The organism is Streptomyces sp. NPDC041814, from assembly GCF_055590565.1.
The window spans coordinates 1-17,721 of record NZ_JBVJAM010000012.1; the positions used below are offsets into that span (position 1 = coordinate 1).

Sequence of the window (17,721 nt, forward strand, 5' to 3'; positions counted from 1 at the left end):
CGAGACGCGCGAGGTCCTGATCGCCTCGCTCGCGATGCTCCGCACCAAGCACGCCGACCTGCCGGCCCGCAAGCACGGCAACCCCCCGCAGTAGAGGCTTCCTGGATCTCCCTTGTAAACAGGGCACGCGGTTTGGTATTGACAAACCGCGTGCCCTGTTTTTAGCTTCGCTGATGAGGCATGCGTGAAAAGGGGGAGCACCATGGACATCGAAGTACTGGGCGCGCTGGTCGTCACCGAGGGCGGGATCTCGGTCGCCCCGACGGCGCCGAAGGCCCGGCAGGTGCTGGCGCTCCTGGCCGTGCACGCCGACCGTGTCGTCTCCGTGCCCGACCTGATCGAGGAGCTGTGGGGCGAGAATCCGCCGCGCAGCGCCCGTACCACCTTGCAGACCTACGTGTTGCAGGTGCGCGAGCTCATCGCGGCGGCCCTGGCACGCGCCCCGGGTGACGCCTCGTCGCGCACCGCCAAGGAGGTCCTGGTCACCACCCCCGGCGGGTACATGCTGGACACCTCGGGCGGCACCGTCGACGTCCGCGAGTTCGAGCGGCTGGTCGGCAGCGGCTACCGCACGGGCGACGCGGGCGACTTCCGGCGCGCCGCACGCGAACTGCGGGACGCGCTCGCGCTGTGGACCGGCTCCGCCCTGGTGGACGTACGGAGGGGCCCGCGGCTGGACATGGAGATCCGGCGCCTGGAAGAGACCTGGCTGTGCGCCCTCGACCAGCGCATCGACGCCGATCTGCGCCTCGGCCGCCACCGCGAACTGCTGAGCGAACTCACGGTCCTGGTCAGCCGCTACCGCACGCACGAGAACCTGCACGCCCACTACATGGTCGCCCTGCACCGCTCCGGCCGGCGCAGCGAAGCGCTGGACGCGTATCACCGGCTGCGGACCAGGCTCGTCGGTGAGCTGGGGCTTGAGCCATCCGCAGGGCTGCAACGACTGCAGCGTTCCATTCTGAAGGCCGGGTCCGCACCGGCACCCGGGACGACGGCCGCCGACACCGGCGAGCGGCTGTCCCAGGTCGGCTGAGCGCAGGGGCCCACGGTTCTGGGAGGGTGAAATGCAGGAGAGGTCGGAACGCACCAGGCGCCGGCTCGTCGACGCGGCGGCGGAGCTGTTCACCCGGAGCGGCTACGCGAGCGCCACGCTCAGCCAGATCGCCGCCGCCGCGGGCCTGACCAAGGGCGCGCTGTACTTCCACTTCCCGTCGAAGGAGGCGCTGGCCGACGCGGTGGCGCTGCACGGCCGCACCCTGCTCGGGGAGTTCCTGGACGAGCGGCGGGCCACCGGCGACGGGCCGGTGCAGCGCCTCATCGACCTGACGCACTGGCTGACCCTGGCGCGGCGCGCGGACCCGGTCGTCCGGGCCGCGTTCCGGCTGGCCGACGACGGGGTGACCGGAGCGGCCGGCACCGGCGGCCTGCGCCGGGCGTGGCTCGCCGAGGCCCGGCGCCTGCTGGACGAGGCCGAGGCGGCCGGGCAGGTGAGCGGGGACGCCCGGGGCGACGGCGCCGAGGCGCTGCTCGCCGCCCTGTTGTACGGGACGGCGCCGCCCGGTGCGGACCAGCCCGCCGGGGCCGGGCCGGGGGACAGCGGGGCGCTGTGGCAGCTGCTGCTGCCGGTGCTCGTGGGCCCCGGGCGGACGGGCGGCTACCGCACGGCGCCGCCACGGCCCTGCGCCGAGGCCGTGCGGGCCGCGTGACATGGCCGCCGCCCCCGCCGATGTCCTGGCCACGCTGATCGGCCTGCTGGCCGACGTCACCCGGCGCGACGCGTGCACCCTGCACCCCTGGCAGCCGTTCCCGGAGATCGGCCTGGACTCGCTGCTCGGCACGGAGTTCGTGGCGACCGTCAACGCCCGCTACGGCACCGCCATCAAGGGCGCGGCCGTCCTGGACCACCCCAGCCTTGAGGCGTTCGCCCTGCACGTGGCGCGGGAGACGCGCTGCGTGGCGGCCCCCGCGCCCGTCGCCGCCCCGGCCGCTCCGCCGTGCCGCCGGCCGCCTTCGGCCGACGAGCTGCGCGAGGAGCTGGCGCAGGTGCTGGCCTGCGATCCGTGGGACCTGGACCCGTACACCCCGTTCAGTGATCTGGGCGTCGACGCCCGGGCGGGCGCGGACTTCATGACGGCGGTCAACGAGTCGTACGGGCTACGGGAGCGGGCCGTCGTCCTCCACGACCACCCGGACCTCACCGCGCTCGCCGCTCACCTCGCCACCGCCTGAGGGCCCGCCGCCGCGTTCAGCCGACGGGCCAGCTCCAGCTGCTGCCTGCCCAGCTCGTCCACCCGGCGGCGCAGCCGGTCCAGTTCGTCCAGGACGCCGGGGGCCACGGGCGCGGCCAGGCCGGGGGAGTGGGTGAGCACCGACTCCAGGCGGCCGCGCAGCGCCGGGCCCGGTTCGATGCCGAGGGCGGCGACCAGACGGCGCCGGGCCCGCTCGTACACGCCGATGGCCTCCGCCTGGCGGCCGCTGCGGTACAGGGCCACCATGAGCAGGTCGTAGAAGCGTTCGCGCAGCGGGTGGTCGGCGGTCAGCCGTTCCAGGTCGCCGATGCACTCGCCGTGCCGCTCGCAGCGCAGCCGCGCCTCGTACAGAGCCTCCAGCGTGGTGAGCCGCATCTCGTCCAGCCGGTCGGCCTCCGCCGCGCACACCGGCCCCCTGCGGCAGTCCTGCAGCGCGGGGCCGCGCCACAACTCCAGGGCGCCGTGCAGGATCTGCGCCGCCCGTGCCGGGTCGGTGGCGACGGCCGCCCGGCCCTCGGACGAGCGCCGGGTGAAGCGCTGGACGTCAGTGGAGGCGCCGCCCAGGTCGAGCAGGTAGCCCGTCGGCAGGGTGCTGATCCAGGCATGGCCGTAGTCGCCGGGCGCGGGCAGCAGCCGCCGCAGCCGAGCCACATGGGCCTGCAGGGCGTTCGCCGCGTTTCCGGGAGGCGCCCCGTCCGCCCCGTCCCACAGCTCCGCCGCCAGCCGGTCCACGTCGAGCAGCACCCCCGCGTGGGTGACGAACGCGGCGAGCAGCGCGCGCTGCTTGGAACCGGCCGGGACGATGTCCGCGCCCCCAGTGGCGTCGTGGACCATGACCGGACCCAGCAGCCGGAACTCCACGGGGCTGTTCGCGGCGGCGGACCGCGCCGCCCCCGGGCGCGGACTGGCGAGGACGCTCATCGGGTGGCACTCCCTCGGAATCCGGTCACGGCATGGACGGTAACGACCACCCGATGGCCGGGGGAGGCCCCCCGAGCGCCCCTCCAGTCGTCGTCTGCGTGTTCTTGAGGCGGCGCTTCACGGGCCGCAATCCGGCCGCAATGCCTGCTTGGAGAGCTGCTCGAACGCCGATCGAGAGAATGGGGCGCCCGGTGTGCGCGGGGCTAGCGTGCCTGGCGCCGACGGCTTTCGGCCACGGGGGCGAAGGCGCCGGCGCACGCGATCACGGCCGGGTCCACCCCCGGCCGGTCCTTGGGGAGGCCACCGTGCGAATACAGGTTCTGGGTCCGTTGAGCGCCGAGGTCAACGGGATGTCGATCGTGCCCACGGCGGGCAAGCCGCGACAGCTCCTCGCGCTGCTCGCCTTCCACCCGGGCCGAGTCGTGCCCGTGCCCACCCTCATGGAAGAGATCTGGGGCAGCAACTCGCCGCAGAGCGCCATGACCACCCTGCAGACGTACATCCTCCAGTTACGCCGCCGCCTCGGCACCGCCATGGGCCCCGACATCCCCGGCGCGGCCAAGGAGGTCCTGGCCACCCGGCACGGCGGCTATCTGCTCCAGATCCCGCCGGACGCCGTCGACGTGCACCGTTACGAGGAGCTGGTGACGGCCGGGCGCGGCGCCTTCGACCGGGGCGAGGACGCCCGGGCCTCGTCGCTGTTCGGCGAGGCGCTCGCCATGTGGCAGGGCTCCGCGCTGGTCGACGTACGGCTGGGTCCTGTCCTCGACATCGAGGTGATGCGGCTGGAGGAGTCCCGCCTGGTCACCGTCGAGCGGCGCATCGACGCGGATCTGCGCTGCGGCCGGCACACCGAGGTCCTGGCCGAGCTCACCGACCTGATCATGCGTCATCCCCAGCACGAGGGGCTGCACTCGCAGGCGATGGTCGCCCTCTACCGGTCGGGCCGGCAGGCCACCGCCCTCGACGTCTACCGCAGGCTGAGGCTCCGTCTCGTGGAGGAGCTGGGCGTGGAGCCGTCACCGCAGATGCAGCGGCTCCACCGGGCCATGCTCACCGTCGACCCCGCGCTCGACGTGCTCAGCGGGCCGCGCGGACTGTCCACGTTCGACCTGTACGCGGCCTGAGTTCAGGTCCAGCACCGTTCGAGTGGGAGTTGCCAGGCTGCGGTCGGAGAGGGCTCACACCCCTACCGCGTGAGAGGACGGCCCATGTCCGACGAACGGCCCGTACGGCTCCACTGCTTCGCACACGCCGGAGCGGGCGTCTCCGCCTTCTACGGCTGGGGCCCGCGCCTCGGTCCCGGCGTCGAGACCGTGCCGCACCTGCTGCCCGGCCGCGAACGCCGGCGCTCCGAGCCGCGCCTCACCCGCTCCGCCGACCTGCTCGCCGACCAGCTGCCCCACGTCACCGGCGAGGGCGGCGACGCCCCGTTCATCCTGTACGGGCACAGCCTCGGCGCCCTCGTCGCGTACAGCGTCACCCGGGCCCTGCACGAGGCGGGGCTCCCGGGGCCGTCGCTGCTCGTCGTCGGCGCCTGCCCCCCGCCCGACGAGCTGTCGGCACTGGCCGACCAGTGCCGGGCGGGCGACGAAGAGCTGCTGCGCCTGCTCGGCGAGGCGGGCGCGCTGCCCGCGCGCGCCCGGCCCGGAGACTTCTGGCACCAGGCCGTCCTGCCGGTGCTCCGCGACGACCTCGTCCTCGCCCACGAGCTGCGGACGGCCGCCCGCGAACCCTCCCCGGCCGGGCCGATCACGGTCCCCGTCCTCGCGGTGGCCGGTGCCGACGACCCGCTGGCGCGGCCCGAGGCCATGGCGCAGTGGCGCGCCTGGACCACCGGCCCCTTCGCCGTCCGCACCGTGCCCGGCGACCACTTCTTCCTGCGGGGCCACGACCTGCCCCGCTTGGTGGGCCGCGCCGCACGCGTGGTGCGCCGTCTCGCCCCGCAGCCGGCGGGCGTCCGATGAGGCGGGTCGTCATCACCGGTATCGGGGTGGTCGCCCCGGGCGGCACCGGCACCGCCGCGTTCTGGTCGCTGCTGACGGAGGGCCGTACCGCCACCCGCCGCATCACGCGCTTCGACGCCACGTCGTTCCGGTCCCGGATCGCCGCCGAGGCGGACTTCGATCCCGCGCACCACGGCTTCGACGCCGGGGACGCCCACCGCCTGGACCGGGTCGCGCAGTTCGCGCTCACCGCCGCCCGCGAGGCCGTCGCCGACAGCGGCCTCGACCTGGCGGCCGGGGGCGAGCGCACCGGCGTCTCCCTGGGCACCGCGGTCGGTTGCAGCAGCGGGCTCGACGAGGTGTACGCACATGTCAGCGAGGGCGGCGAGCACTGGCTGCTGGACCCGGCCCGCGCGGAGGAACGGCTCGGGGACTACCTCGTGCCGAGCTCCGTGGCCGCCGAGGTCGCCCGGGACGCCGGGGCGCTCGGCCCCGTCGCCGTCGTCTCCACCGGGTGCACCTCCGGCCTGGACTCGCTCGGGCACGCCGCGGAGCTCATCCGCGAGGGCAGCGCCGATGTGATGCTGGCCGGTGCGTCCGAGGCGCCGATCACCCCGATCACGCTGGCCTCCTTCGACGCGATCCGGGCCACCTCCGCGCGCAACGACGAGCCGGAGACCGCCTCACGCCCCTTCGACCGGACCCGGGGCGGCTTCGTGCTCGGCGAGGGCAGTGCCGTACTCGTGCTGGAGGAGTACACGCACGCGGAACGCAGAGGGGCGCACGTGTACGCGGAGATCGCGGGGTTCGCCAGCCGCTCGAACGCGTACCACATGACCGGACTGCGCCTGGACGGGCGGGAGATGGCCGAGGCCGTCCGTATCGCCCTGGACGAGGCGCGGCTCGACCCGACCGCCGTGGACTACGTCAACGCGCACGGCTCGGGCACGAAGCAGAACGACAAGCACGAGACGGCGGCCTTCAAGGCGAGCCTGGGCGAGCACGCCTACCGGGTGCCCGTCAGCTCCATCAAGTCGATGATCGGGCACTCGCTCGGTGCGATCGGCTCCCTGGAGATCGCCGCGTGCGCGCTGGCCATCGAGCACGACACGGTGCCGCCCACCGCCAATCTGCACGAGCCCGACCCGAGCTGCGACCTCGACTACGTACCGCTCGTCGCCCGCGAGCAGCGCACCGACACCGTCCTCAGCGTCGGCAGCGGATTCGGCGGCTTCCAGAGCGCGATGGTGCTCACCGCACCCCGGACGGAGACGCACCGATGACCGCCCCCGCACCCGTCCGCACCGCGACCGCTACCGCGGCCGTCACCGGCATCGGCGTCGCCGCACCCGGCGGCGTCGGCACCGAGACCTGGTGGTCGGCGGTCCTGCGCGGGCACCGCGCCATCGGTCCCGTCACCCGGTTCGACGCCTCCGGCTACCCGGCCGTCCTCGCCGGTGAGGTCACCGGCTTCGAGGACGCGGCGCACGTTCCGGGCAAGCTGCTGCCGCAGACCGACCGGGTGACGCGGCTGGCCCTCGCGGCGGCGGCCGAGGCCATCACGAACGCGGACATCGACCCGTCGGCCCTGCCCGAGTACGGCATGGGCGTCGTCACCGCCAACGGCGCGGGCGGCTTCGAATTCGGCCAGCGCGAACTGCAGGAGCTGTGGAGCAAGGGCAGCCGGTACGTCGGCGCCTTCCAGTCCTTCGCCTGGTTCTACGCCGCCAACTCCGGGCAGATCTCGATCCGGCACGGCCTGCGCGGCCCCAGCGGTGTCGTGGTGTCCGAGCAGGCGGGCGGCCTCGACGCGATGGCCCAGGCCCGGCGCCAACTGCGCAAGGGCGGCCGGGCCGTCCTCACCGGCGGCTTCGACGCGACGGTGTGTCCGTGGGGCTTCACCGCCCATCTGGCCGCCGGGGGCCTGAGCACCCGGCGCGACCCGGCCGACGCCTATCTGCCGTTCTCCGCCGATGCCTCCGGGCACGTCGTGGGGGAGGGCGGCGCCCTGCTCGTCGTGGAGGACGGCGACGCCGCGCACGCCAGGGGGGCCCGCGTCCTCGGCACCGTCGAGGGCTGCGCCGCCACCTTCGACCCCGCGCCCGGACGCGGCGCGCCCCGCCTGCTCGACGCCGCACGCCTCGCCCTCGCCGATGCCGGGGTCGACGCGGCGGACGTGGACGTGGTCTTCGCGGACGCCGCCGGGGACCGGGACGCCGACCGGGCCGAAGCCGCCGCGCTCACCGCCCTCTTCGGCCCGTACGGGGTGCCGGTGACGGCCCCGAAGTCGCTGTTCGGACGCCTCGGTTCGGGCGGATCGGCCCTCGATCTGGCGGCGGCCCTGCTCGCTCTGCGCGACCAGGTCGTCCCGCCGGGCGCACCGGTCGGACGGCTCGCCGACGACTGCCCGGTCGACCTGGTGACCGGTGCGCCACGCCCGGCACGGCTGCGGCACGCGCTGGTCCTCGCCCGGGGCCGGGGCGGCTTCAACGCGGCGGCCGTGGTGCGCGCGCCCCGCGCGTGAGCGCCGTACACCTCTGAGCACCACCCAGACGCACACCCGTACCAGGAGGGGAACACCGTGGACCGCCTGCACCTGACCGACCTTGCCGTCCTGCTGCGCGACGCCGCCGGGAGTGATGAGGGCGTGCCGCTGGACGAGGGCGCCCAGGACACCCTCTTTCTCGACCTGGGCTACGACTCGCTGGCCCTGCTCCAGGTCACCGGCGTCGTGGAGCGCGACTACGACGTGGCGCTGGACGAGGAGGCGCTGGACGAGGCGCAGACCCCGCGCGCATACCTCGACCTCGTCAACGGGGCGCTGGCCGCCCGGTCGGCGGCCTGAATGTCGGACAGCCGGCTCACCGAGATCGCCGACGGTGTCCATGCCCATGTCCAGGGCGACGGCGGCTGGTGCCTGAACAACTCGGGGCTGCTCGCCGACGGCGGCGAGAGCGCCCTGGTCGACACGGTCGCCACCCTGGACCGGGCCCGCGCCCTGCGCGCCCGGGTCCTGACGGTGACGGCCGGTCCGCCCCGCTACCTGGTCAACACGCACTTCCACGGCGATCACACCTTCGGCAACTGCGTCTTCCCGGAGGCGGTCGTCGTCGGGCAGGCGCGGGCCCGGGACGAGGCCGCCGCGGCGGGACTGCACCTGACGGGGCTCTGGCCCGAAGTGCGCTGGGGGGACCTGGAGGTCGTCGTCCCGCAGGTCACCTTCGAGGAGCGGATGACGCTGTACGTGGGGGAGCTGCGGGCCGAACTCCTGCACGTGGGTCCCGCGCACACCTGCGGCGACACCGTGGTGTGGCTGCCCGGGCCGCGCGTCCTGTTCGCCGGTGACGTGGTGATGAACGGCGTCACCCCGTTCTGCCCGATGGGCTCGGTCAGCGGTTCCCTGCGCGCCCTCGCCGCGCTGCGCGCCCTGGAACCGCTCACGGTCGTCCCCGGGCACGGTCCCGTCGGCGGCCCGGAACTCCTCGACGCCGACGCGGGATACTTCCGCCGCCTCCAGGAGCTCGCCCGCGAGGGCGTCGCCGCCGGACTGACCCCGTACGACCTCGCTCGGCAGGCGGGGCCCGGCCCCTATGCCGGGCTCCTGGACGCCGAGCGCCTGGTGCCCAATCTGCACCGGGCGTACGCGGAGGAGCGCGGCGCCCTCCCGGGCGCGCCCCTCGACATCGGGGCGCTGTTCCAGGAGATGGCGCGGTACCACGGCGGCCTGCCGGTCTGCCGCGCCTGACGCACCGCGCATCCCTCAGACGAGCACCGGGGCCGGGAAACCGGCCGTGAGGTCGTCCCGCGACACCACGCGGCTGCGGACCCGCAGCCGGCCCCGGCAGCGCACCAGTTCGTCCGCCATCACACAGAACCGGGACATCGCCGGAACGCCGCCGCGCGGCGTCGCGAAGACCAGGGCGTAGGCGCGGGTCTGCAGGACGCCGCCGGGGCGGACGTCCACGTCGAGCATGCCGATCCAGTGCCGCAGCTGCCCGCCCTCGCGTTCCTGACGGAGCCGGTTGCGGTGGACGTTGGCGGCCAGCTCCGCGCGGCCGTGCACCGGGCTGTCCAGCGTGGGCACGCTGAACACGGCGTCCTCGGTGAAGGTGGCGGCCCAGCGCTCGGCCTCGTGCCGGTCGAAGAGCTGCATCTGGTGGGCGTAGAACTGCTGCACCTCGGCGTACAGCGCACCGAAGTCCGAGGTGTCCGGCGCGTGTCCGGTGAGGTGCGTGGTGTCGGCCGTCATCGTTTCTTCCTTCTCATCCGCAGGGGTCTCCGGGCGGTTCTCCAGTCGGTTCCCCCTCACCTTCCGTGGTGCTGATCGAGCGCTCTTCAAAGATTCCTCAAGCGCACCGGCGGAGGGTGAGGGCAATCCGGAGGTAAAGGCCGCCGGTGACGACGGAAGGGGACCCCGGTGCGCGAAACCCCGTACAGCGACCTCCCGGTGGACGGACTGCTGCGGCGCGCCGCGCGGCGCGACCCCGACGGCACCGCCGTGCGCACCGCCACCCGTGTGCTGCGCTTCGCCGAACTCGACGCCTACGCGGACCGGATCGCCGGCTGGCTCTCCTCGGCGGGCGCCGGCCGCGGCACCCGGGTCGGGGTCACCCACGCCCTCACCCCGGAGTTCGCCGCCGCGTACCACGGGGTCATGCGTGCCGGGGCCACCGTCGTCCTGGTCAACCCGCTGCTCCCGCCGGAGGGGCTGCACCACGTGCTCGGCACGTCGGGCGCCGGGATCGTCCTCGCGCCCGCCGCCACCGCCGCGTCCCTCACGCGGATCGCGCCCCGGCTGCCCGCCCTGCGCACTGTCGTCGTCATGGACGGGCAGGCCCCCGCCGGAACCGCGCCCCTGCACGAGCTGATCGCCGGGGCGCAGCCGTACGCCGGGCCCGCCGCCTCGCCGGACGACGTGGCGTGCGTGCAGTTCACCACCGGGACCACCGGTGCCCCCAAGGGCGTCCTGCTGACCCATCGCAACGTGGTCGCCAACGCCTGGCAGACCGCCGACGCGCACGGCCTGACCGACGCGTCGGTGACCCTCAACCACCTGCCGCTCTACCACGTCATGCACCTCAACTCGGCCCTGTACGCGGGCGCCTGCCAGGTCCTCTGCCAGGACCCCGACCCCTTCGTGTCGCTCGGCGCCGCCGCCGACGCGGGGGCCACGCACTACTACGGGCTGCCCGCCCGCCTGCACGCCCTGGCCGCCGACGGGCGTCTCGCGGCGGGCGGCGCGCCGGACGGGCTGCGGCTCACCGCCGTGCTGTCCGGCGGGTCGGCGCTGCGACCGCAGGCGGCGCGCGTCCTGGAGGAGCGGCTCGGCGTGCCCGTCATCCAGGGCTACGGCATGGCCGAGCTGTCCCCGCTCACGCACAGCCAGCGGCCCGGCCGCTACCGCCCCGGCACCGTCGGCTCCGTCGTCGCGGACACCGAGTGCCGCGTCGTGGACCTGACGACCCGGCGCCCGCTCGGCCCCTGGTCGGTCGGCGAGGTCCTGGTGCGCGGGCCGCAGCTGATGGCCGGTTACCTGGGCGAGGCGCACCCCGCCCGCGTCGACGCGGACGGCTTCTTCGCCACCGGTGACGTCGGCCGCCTGGACGACGAGGGCAACCTGACCCTGGTCGACCGGCTCGCCGACGTCTTCAAGTACGACAACGAGATCGTCTCGCCCAGCCGCATCGAGCGGATACTCGCCGACGACCCCCGGGTCGCGGACTGCCTGGTCGCGGACTGGCCCGACGCCGAGCACGGCGCCCTGGTGTGGGCCGGGATCGTGCTGTGCGAGGACGCGGGGGCGGACGGCGACCCGTACGGCCACGGCGTCCTCGACGTGCTCGACGCGATCACCGAACGCGCCAACGACCGCCTCGGCCGCTTCGAGCAGATCCGCTTTGCCGAGGCCATCGACACCGTGCCGCGCACCCCCACCGGGAAGCCCCGGCGCCGCGCCGTACGGCAGAAGCTGCGCGCCAGCGCGGCGCTGTGACCGCCCCGCCCATCCGCCTCACCACCCCGGGAGACCGACCATGGTGAATTCCGGCACGGAGCCGGCCGCCCCGCCGCAGGTGCTGATCGCGGGGGCCGGCCCCGTCGGCCTGACCGCCGCCCACGAACTGGCCCGGCGCGGCCTGCGGGTCCGCCTGGTCGACGCGGCCCCCGGCCCCGCGCGCACCAGCCGCGCCGTCGCCACCCACCCGCGCACCCTGGAGACGTACGACCAGATGGGCGTCGTGGACGCCATGCTCGCCCGGGGCCGCCGCAACGCCGCCTTCACCATGTACGCAGAGGGCCGCCGCCTGGTCCGCCTCCAGGCCGACTACGCGTCGATGCCCACCGCGTATCCCTTCACGCTCGTCATCGGCCAGACCGACACGGAAGCGGTGCTGCGCGAGGCGGTGGCCCGGCTCGGCGTCGACATCGAGTGGGGCGTCCGGCTCACCGGCCTCGACCAGCACCCGGACGGGGTGCGCGTGACCCTGGAGGACGCCGACGGCACCCGGCACACCACGGACACCTCGTGGCTGATCGGCTGCGACGGCGGCCACAGCACCGTCCGCAAGCTCCTCGGCCTGGAACTCGCCGGGACCACCAGCGAGACATGGATGCTCGCCGACGTGCCCGTCACGATGGACCTGCCGCCCGACACCATCTACTGGGCGCACACCGGCGGACAGGCCCTGATGATGGTGCCCTACGCCCGCGAGGGCCACTGGCGCCTCCTCGACACCGTCCCGGACCACGGTGCGGAGGGCGTCGAGGAACGCCTCGGCGCGAAGCTGTCCAAGGGCCTGGGCCGCCCGGTCACCGTCGGCCCCAGCGAGTGGACGTCCGTCTTCACGTTCCAGCAGCGCAGGGTCGACCGGATGCGGGAGGGGCGGGTCTTCGTCGCGGGCGACGCCGCCCACGTGCACAGCCCCGCCTCGGGCCAGGGCATGAACACCGGCATCCAGGAGGCGTACAACCTGGCCTGGAAGCTCGCCCAGGTCGAACAGGGCCACGCGGCGGACCGGTTGCTCGACAGCTACGGCGCCGAGCGCGTGCCGATCGGCGCCGCCCTCCTCGACTCCACCCGCACCGCCACCGTCCTCGTGCAGCTGAAGAACCTGCTCGCCGCCGCCGTGCTGCCCGTCGTCTTCACCGTCGTACGCAACGTCACCCCGCTGCGCCGCGCCATACAGCGCAAGGTCCTCGGCGGGATGTCCGGACTGCGCATCGGCTACGGCGCGTCGCCGCTCACCACCGCCGGGACCGCCACCGGGCCCGCCGCCACCGGGCCCGCCCCGGGCGGACGTGCCCGGGCCGTCGCGCTGGACGGCCTGGAGCCCACGGTGCGCGAGGCGTTCGCCGACGAGCTGCGGGACGTGCGGTGGAGCCTGCTGCTCGGAGCGGGCGGCACCGGACCCGGCGACGTACCCGTGGGCGTCGCCGTCACCGCGGCCGCCCAGTACGCCGAATGGCTCTCCGTGCGCACCCTCGGCGGCCGTGCCGACGGCTCCGAAGGGCCCGCCCCGCTCGCCGACCCCGGCGCCGCGCTGCGCACCGCGCTCGGCCTGCGCCCCGGCTCCTGGCTCCTGGTGCGCCCCGACGGATACGTCGCCGCGCGCGGACCCGTGCTCAGCCGGACCGCGCTGGACCGGGCGCTCGCACCGGTCGGGCCGTCCGCCCCGCTCGCGCTGCCGGCCCGCGTGGAGCCGCGCGCCGTTTCCGTACACCCGGCCACGACGAAGGAGCACCGCTCATGACCGCCACCTCCGAGACCCGCCCCGTCGCCCTGGTGACCGGCGGCACGAGCGGCATCGGCCTGGAAGTGGTCCGGACGCTCGGCCGCGCCGGACACCGCGTCTTCCTGTGCGCCCGTACCGACGCGGCCGTCAAGGAGACCGTCGACGCCCTGCGCGACGAGGGCCTGGACGTCTCCGGGCAGGCCGCCGACGTGCGCTCCCGCGAGGACGTCGCCGCCCTGGTGCGCGCCGCCGTCACCGCGTACGGGCCGCTCACCGTCCTCGTCAACAACGCCGGGCGCAGTGGCGGAGGGGTGACCGCGGAGCTCAGCGACGAGCTCTGGTACGACGTCATCGACACCAACCTCAACAGCGTGTTCCTGGTGACCCGCGAGGCCCTGGCGAACGGCGGGCTCCAGGACGCCGCCGCCCGGGGCCGGATCATCAACATCGCCTCCACCGCCGGCAAGCAGGGCGTCCTGCTCGGCGCCCCGTACAGCGCCTCCAAGCACGGCGTCGTCGGCTTCACCAAGGCGCTCGGCCGCGAGCTGGCGCCGACCGGCGTCACCGTCAACGCCGTCTGCCCCGGCTACGTCGAGACCGCGATGGCCCAGCGGGTGCGCGCCGGATACGCCGCCGCCTGGGACACCACCGACGAGGACGTCCTCGCCCGGTTCGAGGCGAAGATCCCCCTGGGCCGCTACTCCACCCCGGAGGAGGTCGCGGCCCTGGTCGGCTACCTGGCGTCCGGGCCCGCCGCCTCCATCACGGCGCAGGCCCTCAACGTCTGCGGCGGCCTGGGCAACTTCTGACCCTCCCGGACCGCCCGCGCCGCGCGGGCGGGGACCACGAACAACCGAGAAAGAGGTGTGTGGTGTCGGACGTACGTGTGCACCGGACGAGGCACAGTGTCGACGTGGACGCCCAGCCGGGCGTCGTCTACGGGCTGATCGCGGACGCCGAGCGCTGGCCGCTGTTCTTCCCGCCCAACGTGCACGTGGAGCGCCTGGAGTTCGACGGCCGCGACGAGCGGCTGCGCATGTGGGCGACCGCCAACGGCGACGTGCGGTCCTGGCTCTCCGAGCGGACCCAGGACCCGGCGGCGCGGCGCATCACCTTCCGGCAGACCCGGCCGCAGGCACCGGTCGAGACCATGGAAGGCACCTGGATCGTCGAGGAGCGCCCCGGCGGCGGCACCCGGCTGGTCCTGCTGCACGACTTCACCGTCGCCGGGGACCGCTTCGAGGACGTGCGCTGGGTCGAGACCGCCTGCGACACCAACTCCCGTGCGGAGCTGGCCAGTCTGAAGGGGATCGCGGAGCGCTGGACCCTCCTGGACGACCTCGTCCTGTCCTTCGAGGACTCGGTACGCGTCCACGGCCCCGCCGAGCTGGTGTACGACTTCCTCTACCGCATCGGCGACTGGCCCGAGCTGGTCCCGCACGTCTCCCGCCTCGACTTCACCGAGCCCGCCCCCGGCGTCCAGGTCATGGCGATGGACACCGTCACCGCCGACGGCAGTACGCACACCACCGAGTCCGTCCGCATCTGCTTCCCGCACGCCGGGCGCATCGTCTACAAGCAGACCGCCACCCCCGCCCTCATGGAGGCGCACACCGGCGAGTGGTCCGTGGTGCCCGACGCGACCGGCGTCACCGTCGTCTCCCAGCACACCGTCGTCCTCCGCGAGAGCGCCGTCGAACAGGTGCTGGGCGAGGGCGCCGGACTGCCTCAGGCCCGCCGGTACGTACGCGAGGCGCTGGGCCGCAACTCGACGGCCACGCTCAACCTGGCGAAGCGCCACGCGGAGACCGCGATCCGCATGCTGTGACGGGTCCCCGGCTCCGCCGCAAGGCTCCCGGACCGGCCGTGGAGCGGTTCCCCAGCCGTTCTCCACCGTGTCGCGAGCGGCCGCCCGCAGGGTCGAGCCACGCCCACCCGCACCCCGTGCCCGTACGACGAAGGAGGCGGACGCCGCCGTCATGACCACCCTCGCAGAGATCCCCGGGCGCCCCGCCCCCTCCTCCTCCCCTGCCTCCGGCCGCGCAGACGCGGACGCCCTCGACCGGGCCCGACGCCTGGAAGCACGGCTCGGAGACCCCTACGACCCCGCCAACCCGCACGGGTTCGCCGCCCTGTTCGACGCCGACGCCCGCAGCACCCCGCCCGAGGCGACCGAGGAACTGCTCACCGACGAAGGGATCGGCGCCGAATTCGTGCCCGTCGCCCTCGGCGGGCGGCTGACCCGCGCCGATCTGCTGGCACGGGCCGTGCGGCCGGTGTTCCGGCGCGACCTGGGACTGGGCATGGGCCACGGCCTCATCTCCCTCTTCGCGGCGGGCGCCGTGTGGGCGGCCGGGGACGAGGAGCAGCGCCGCGAGACCGCCCGCCTGCTGCTGGGCGGCGGCCGGATCGCGATCCTGCACCACGAACTCGCCCACGCCAACGCCATCCTGCGCCACGAGTTCACCGCCCGCCCGGCCCCCGGCGGACGCCTGATCAGCGGCCGCAAGGACGTCATCCTCAACGCGTCCCGCGCCGACCTCCACGTCGTCTACGCCCGCACCGACGAGGCCCCGGGCCCACGCAGTCACTCCGTCCTGCTGCTCGACCCGGCCGGACAGGACCCGGCACACCTGCGCCACCTGCCCCGGGTGGAGAGCTCCGGGATGCGCGGGGCCCTCTTCTCCGGCCTGGAGTTCGCCGGGCTGCCCGTGCCCGAGGACGCGCTCGTCGGCCACCCCGGCGACGGGGCCGGTATCGCCCTGCGCGCCTTCCAGGTGAACCGGAGCCTGATCTGCGGGCTCGTCACCGCCGCCGCCGGAACGGTCCTGCACTCCGCCGCGCGCGCCGCGACGGAGGGCCGCGTGAGCGGGGTCGCCCGGCGCTGGCACAAGCCGCTCACCGGGGTCTTCGCCGACCTCCTGGCCTGCGACGCGATGTCCACCACCGTCCTGCGCGCCCTCAGCCTGCTGCCCGCGAGCGCCCACCTCTTCGCCGCCGCCGTCAAATACGTGGTGCCCGAACTGCTGCGGGAGAACCTGGAAGAGCTCGCCACGGTCCTCGGCGCCCGCGGCTACGACCACACGAACCCCGCGTACGGGGCGCTCGGCAAGCTCAGCCGCGACCTGCCCGTCGCCGGGCTCGGGCACGCCGGATCCGCCTCCTGCCAGTCGGTCCTGGTGCCGCAGCTGCGTGGACTCGCCGAACGCTCCTGGTTCGCCGAACCGGAGCCGCCCGCCGAACTGTTCACCACAGGCGCCGAACTGCCCCACCTGGACTACCGGCTCCTCGGCATCGCGGGCGGCGGCGACTTCATGGCCGCCTCGCTCGCCGCCACCGCCGAACGGCTCGCCCCGCTCCGCGAGGCCGGCGGTCACACCGGCGCGCTGGCCGGGCTCGCCGAGGCATTCGCCACCGAGCTGCGCGGGCTGCGCGCCCAGTGCCGCCGCATCCCGCCCGGCCCCGCCGCCCTCGCCGACCCGGCCGTCGTCCGGCTCAGCGACCGCTACAGCCGGATCGTCGGCGCCGCGGCCGTGCTCGCCGTCTGGGAGGGCCAGGACGGCACCGACCCGTTCCTCGCCGACCCCGCCTGGGCCGTGCTCGCCCTCACCCGGGCCGGGCAGCGCCTCGGCATCCCCGTGCCCGCCCTGCCCGACGGCGTCCAGGACCAGGTGCTCGCCGAGCTGATCCGCCGTCACGGCCAGGGCCTGGGCTACGACCTCGACGCGCTCCCGTACGCACCATGACCCCCGGTGCTCAGGAAGGCAGACCATGACGAGCATCCCCGCGCCCGGTGCCGGGCGGATCAGCGCACCCCTCCACGTCGCGGGGCCCGGCGCGCCCTGGCACCGGGTGCGCGAGGCCATGGACCGCCACGGCAACGCCGTCGTCCACACCACCTGGGGCGAGTGGCTCGGGGCGGCCGTCACCCGGCCGGCCCTGCGCCAACTGCTCGGCGGCGACTGGCAGCGCTACCGGCGCACCCAGGACCCCACGCTCCGCTACCGGTTCCTCGCCTCCCGCCTCGTCACCAAGTACACGGCGGCCGCCGCCCTGCGCACCGGACCGGCCGAGCTCGACCTCGCGTACCGGATCGGCGGGCGGCCGTATCTGCGCAGCCTCGACCAGATCGACGTGAGCCTCACCCACACCGAGGACATGATCGCCGTCGGCATCAGCCGCAACGGCCGGATCGGCGTCGACGTCGAACCCGCCACCCGGCCCATGTCGTACGACCTGCTCCAGGGACACGTGCTGACGCCCGCCGAGCGCGGGTCGCTGGAGCACCTCCCGGAGGGCGAGCGGGCGACGCGGCTGCTGCGGCTGTGGACGCTCAAGGAGGCGTACACCAAGGCGCTCGGACAGGGGCTGCGGCTCGACTTCACCGAGTTCGGCTTCGCCGAGGGCGGCGGCGAACTGCTCGCGCCCGACGGCCGGCCCGCCGCCGACGGCGAATGGGCCTTCGACACCCACCGGGTCCTGGGCGGGCGGTACATGCTCAGCGTCGCCTGCCACGACACCGGCCTGGCCGCCTCCGCCGACACGACGGTCCGCACCATGCTCGACACGGGCTTCGCGGGGGCGGTCACCGAACTGCTCTGAATCGTGCGGCACTCGGCCCCGCGTCCAGTCCCGCTGGAGGAAGACGCGGGGCCTTCGCATGCCCGCGTACGGTACGGAACCGGTCGCCTCCCCGACGGAAGCCTGCGGGACCACGGCGCCCCACCACCGGACCACCGCCGTGTCAGTGCCGTGTCGGTGCCGTGTGGGCGGGCCCTCGCATACTCGTTCCGCATTCGCCGACAGAGGGGAGGGAGGGGGTCTCCCGCATGCGCGCCGCAGCCGGTCCGCCGCGCTCCCGCATGCGTGCCC

General features: G+C 74.7%; 17 protein-coding genes. 15 read left to right on the plus strand and 2 right to left on the minus strand.

Annotated features, from left to right (window positions below; translation table 11 throughout):
* The first annotated feature begins 202 nt into the window (after positions 1 to 202).
* From ACZ6C6_RS27075 to ACZ6C6_RS27085, 3 genes are read left to right on the plus strand one after another with little or no spacing between them, the layout of a single operon-like run.
* Entirely contained in the window at positions 203 to 1,036 is an 834-nt protein-coding gene (locus ACZ6C6_RS27075) for an AfsR/SARP family transcriptional regulator (protein WP_469206159.1), read from the plus strand.
* A gap of 31 nt (positions 1,037 to 1,067) precedes the next feature.
* The gene (locus ACZ6C6_RS27080; RefSeq protein WP_469206161.1) at positions 1,068 to 1,709 is read left to right on the plus strand and encodes a ScbR family autoregulator-binding transcription factor; all 642 of its coding nucleotides are present in this window, start codon (positions 1,068 to 1,070) and stop codon (positions 1,707 to 1,709) included.
* A gap of 1 nt (position 1,710) precedes the next feature.
* A complete protein-coding gene (locus tag ACZ6C6_RS27085) occupies positions 1,711 to 2,232 on the plus strand; it encodes an acyl carrier protein (RefSeq protein WP_469206162.1) in 522 nt (173 codons plus the stop codon).
* Here ACZ6C6_RS27085 and ACZ6C6_RS27090 read toward each other — a convergent pair.
* Entirely contained in the window at positions 2,214 to 3,173 is a 960-nt protein-coding gene (locus tag ACZ6C6_RS27090) for an AfsR/SARP family transcriptional regulator (RefSeq protein ID WP_469206165.1), read from the minus strand. The genes ACZ6C6_RS27085 and ACZ6C6_RS27090 overlap by 19 nt on opposite strands.
* 305 nt (positions 3,174 to 3,478) lie before the next feature.
* Here ACZ6C6_RS27090 and ACZ6C6_RS27095 point away from each other — a divergent pair, with 305 nt between their 5' ends.
* The 6 genes from ACZ6C6_RS27095 to ACZ6C6_RS27120 all read left to right on the plus strand — a co-directional run bounded on the left by ACZ6C6_RS27095 (position 3,479) and on the right by ACZ6C6_RS27120 (position 8,864).
* Positions 3,479 to 4,300 carry an AfsR/SARP family transcriptional regulator gene (locus ACZ6C6_RS27095; RefSeq protein ID WP_469206167.1) on the plus strand — a complete coding sequence of 274 codons (822 nt, stop codon included), beginning with the start codon at positions 3,479 to 3,481 and terminating at the stop codon, positions 4,298 to 4,300.
* An 84-nt stretch (positions 4,301 to 4,384) separates the two neighbouring features.
* Positions 4,385 to 5,140: a thioesterase II family protein gene (locus ACZ6C6_RS27100; protein ID WP_469206169.1), complete on the plus strand. Its 756-nt coding sequence runs from the start codon at positions 4,385 to 4,387 to the stop codon at positions 5,138 to 5,140.
* Positions 5,137 to 6,402 (plus strand): beta-ketoacyl-[acyl-carrier-protein] synthase family protein, encoded by a 1,266-nt coding sequence (locus ACZ6C6_RS27105; RefSeq protein WP_469206171.1) that lies wholly within the window; start codon positions 5,137 to 5,139, stop codon positions 6,400 to 6,402. Before ACZ6C6_RS27100 ends, ACZ6C6_RS27105 begins: the two co-directional genes overlap by 4 nt.
* Entirely contained in the window at positions 6,399 to 7,643 is a 1,245-nt protein-coding gene (locus tag ACZ6C6_RS27110) for a beta-ketoacyl synthase N-terminal-like domain-containing protein (protein ID WP_469206173.1), read from the plus strand. Before ACZ6C6_RS27105 ends, ACZ6C6_RS27110 begins: the two co-directional genes overlap by 4 nt.
* 57 nt (positions 7,644 to 7,700) lie before the next feature.
* Positions 7,701 to 7,964 (plus strand): acyl carrier protein, encoded by a 264-nt coding sequence (locus ACZ6C6_RS27115; RefSeq protein WP_469206175.1) that lies wholly within the window; start codon positions 7,701 to 7,703, stop codon positions 7,962 to 7,964.
* Positions 7,965 to 8,864: an MBL fold metallo-hydrolase gene (locus tag ACZ6C6_RS27120; protein ID WP_469206177.1), complete on the plus strand. Its 900-nt coding sequence runs from the start codon at positions 7,965 to 7,967 to the stop codon at positions 8,862 to 8,864.
* A gap of 15 nt (positions 8,865 to 8,879) precedes the next feature.
* Here ACZ6C6_RS27120 and ACZ6C6_RS27125 read toward each other — a convergent pair whose 3' ends face one another.
* A complete protein-coding gene (locus ACZ6C6_RS27125) occupies positions 8,880 to 9,368 on the minus strand; it encodes a nuclear transport factor 2 family protein (protein WP_469206179.1) in 489 nt (162 codons plus the stop codon).
* A gap of 168 nt (positions 9,369 to 9,536) precedes the next feature.
* On the opposite strand from ACZ6C6_RS27125, the gene ACZ6C6_RS27130 reads away from it, so the two are divergent.
* From ACZ6C6_RS27130 to ACZ6C6_RS27155, 6 genes are all read left to right on the plus strand, one after another.
* Positions 9,537 to 11,111, plus strand: coding sequence for a class I adenylate-forming enzyme family protein (locus ACZ6C6_RS27130; RefSeq protein ID WP_469206181.1), 1,575 nt, complete (start codon positions 9,537 to 9,539; stop codon positions 11,109 to 11,111).
* A gap of 40 nt (positions 11,112 to 11,151) precedes the next feature.
* A complete protein-coding gene (locus ACZ6C6_RS27135) occupies positions 11,152 to 12,867 on the plus strand; it encodes an FAD-dependent oxidoreductase (RefSeq protein ID WP_469206183.1) in 1,716 nt (571 codons plus the stop codon).
* Positions 12,864 to 13,658 (plus strand): SDR family NAD(P)-dependent oxidoreductase, encoded by a 795-nt coding sequence (locus tag ACZ6C6_RS27140; protein WP_469206185.1) that lies wholly within the window; start codon positions 12,864 to 12,866, stop codon positions 13,656 to 13,658. Before ACZ6C6_RS27135 ends, ACZ6C6_RS27140 begins: the two co-directional genes overlap by 4 nt.
* 62 nt (positions 13,659 to 13,720) lie before the next feature.
* Positions 13,721 to 14,677, plus strand: coding sequence for an aromatase/cyclase (locus tag ACZ6C6_RS27145; protein WP_469206187.1), 957 nt, complete (start codon positions 13,721 to 13,723; stop codon positions 14,675 to 14,677).
* Between the two features lie 151 nt (positions 14,678 to 14,828).
* Positions 14,829 to 16,595, plus strand: coding sequence for an acyl-CoA dehydrogenase (locus tag ACZ6C6_RS27150; protein ID WP_469206189.1), 1,767 nt, complete (start codon positions 14,829 to 14,831; stop codon positions 16,593 to 16,595).
* 25 nt (positions 16,596 to 16,620) lie between these two features.
* Positions 16,621 to 17,451, plus strand: a complete 831-nt coding sequence (locus ACZ6C6_RS27155; RefSeq protein WP_469206191.1) for a 4'-phosphopantetheinyl transferase family protein — start codon at positions 16,621 to 16,623, stop codon at positions 17,449 to 17,451.
* The last annotated feature ends 270 nt before the right edge of the window (positions 17,452 to 17,721 follow it).

Bases quoted from the DNA above. Each gene is read 5' to 3' on its own strand.
- ACZ6C6_RS27155 (WP_469206191.1), top strand. From the start codon at position 16,621: ATGACGAGCATCCCCGCGCCCGGTGCCGGGCGGATCAGCGCACCCCTC.
- ACZ6C6_RS27110 (WP_469206173.1), top strand. From the start codon at position 6,399: ATGACCGCCCCCGCACCCGTCCGCACCGCGACCGCTACCGCGGCCGTC.
- ACZ6C6_RS27125 (WP_469206179.1), bottom strand. From the start codon at position 9,368: ATGACGGCCGACACCACGCACCTCACCGGACACGCGCCGGACACCTCG.
- ACZ6C6_RS27085 (WP_469206162.1), top strand. From the start codon at position 1,711: ATGGCCGCCGCCCCCGCCGATGTCCTGGCCACGCTGATCGGCCTGCTG.
- ACZ6C6_RS27150 (WP_469206189.1), top strand. From the start codon at position 14,829: ATGACCACCCTCGCAGAGATCCCCGGGCGCCCCGCCCCCTCCTCCTCC.
- ACZ6C6_RS27120 (WP_469206177.1), top strand. From the start codon at position 7,965: ATGTCGGACAGCCGGCTCACCGAGATCGCCGACGGTGTCCATGCCCAT.
- ACZ6C6_RS27100 (WP_469206169.1), top strand. From the start codon at position 4,385: ATGTCCGACGAACGGCCCGTACGGCTCCACTGCTTCGCACACGCCGGA.
- ACZ6C6_RS27140 (WP_469206185.1), top strand. From the start codon at position 12,864: ATGACCGCCACCTCCGAGACCCGCCCCGTCGCCCTGGTGACCGGCGGC.
- ACZ6C6_RS27090 (WP_469206165.1), bottom strand. From the start codon at position 3,173: ATGAGCGTCCTCGCCAGTCCGCGCCCGGGGGCGGCGCGGTCCGCCGCC.
- ACZ6C6_RS27105 (WP_469206171.1), top strand. From the start codon at position 5,137: ATGAGGCGGGTCGTCATCACCGGTATCGGGGTGGTCGCCCCGGGCGGC.
- ACZ6C6_RS27135 (WP_469206183.1), top strand. From the start codon at position 11,152: ATGGTGAATTCCGGCACGGAGCCGGCCGCCCCGCCGCAGGTGCTGATC.
- ACZ6C6_RS27080 (WP_469206161.1), top strand. From the start codon at position 1,068: ATGCAGGAGAGGTCGGAACGCACCAGGCGCCGGCTCGTCGACGCGGCG.
- ACZ6C6_RS27075 (WP_469206159.1), top strand. From the start codon at position 203: ATGGACATCGAAGTACTGGGCGCGCTGGTCGTCACCGAGGGCGGGATC.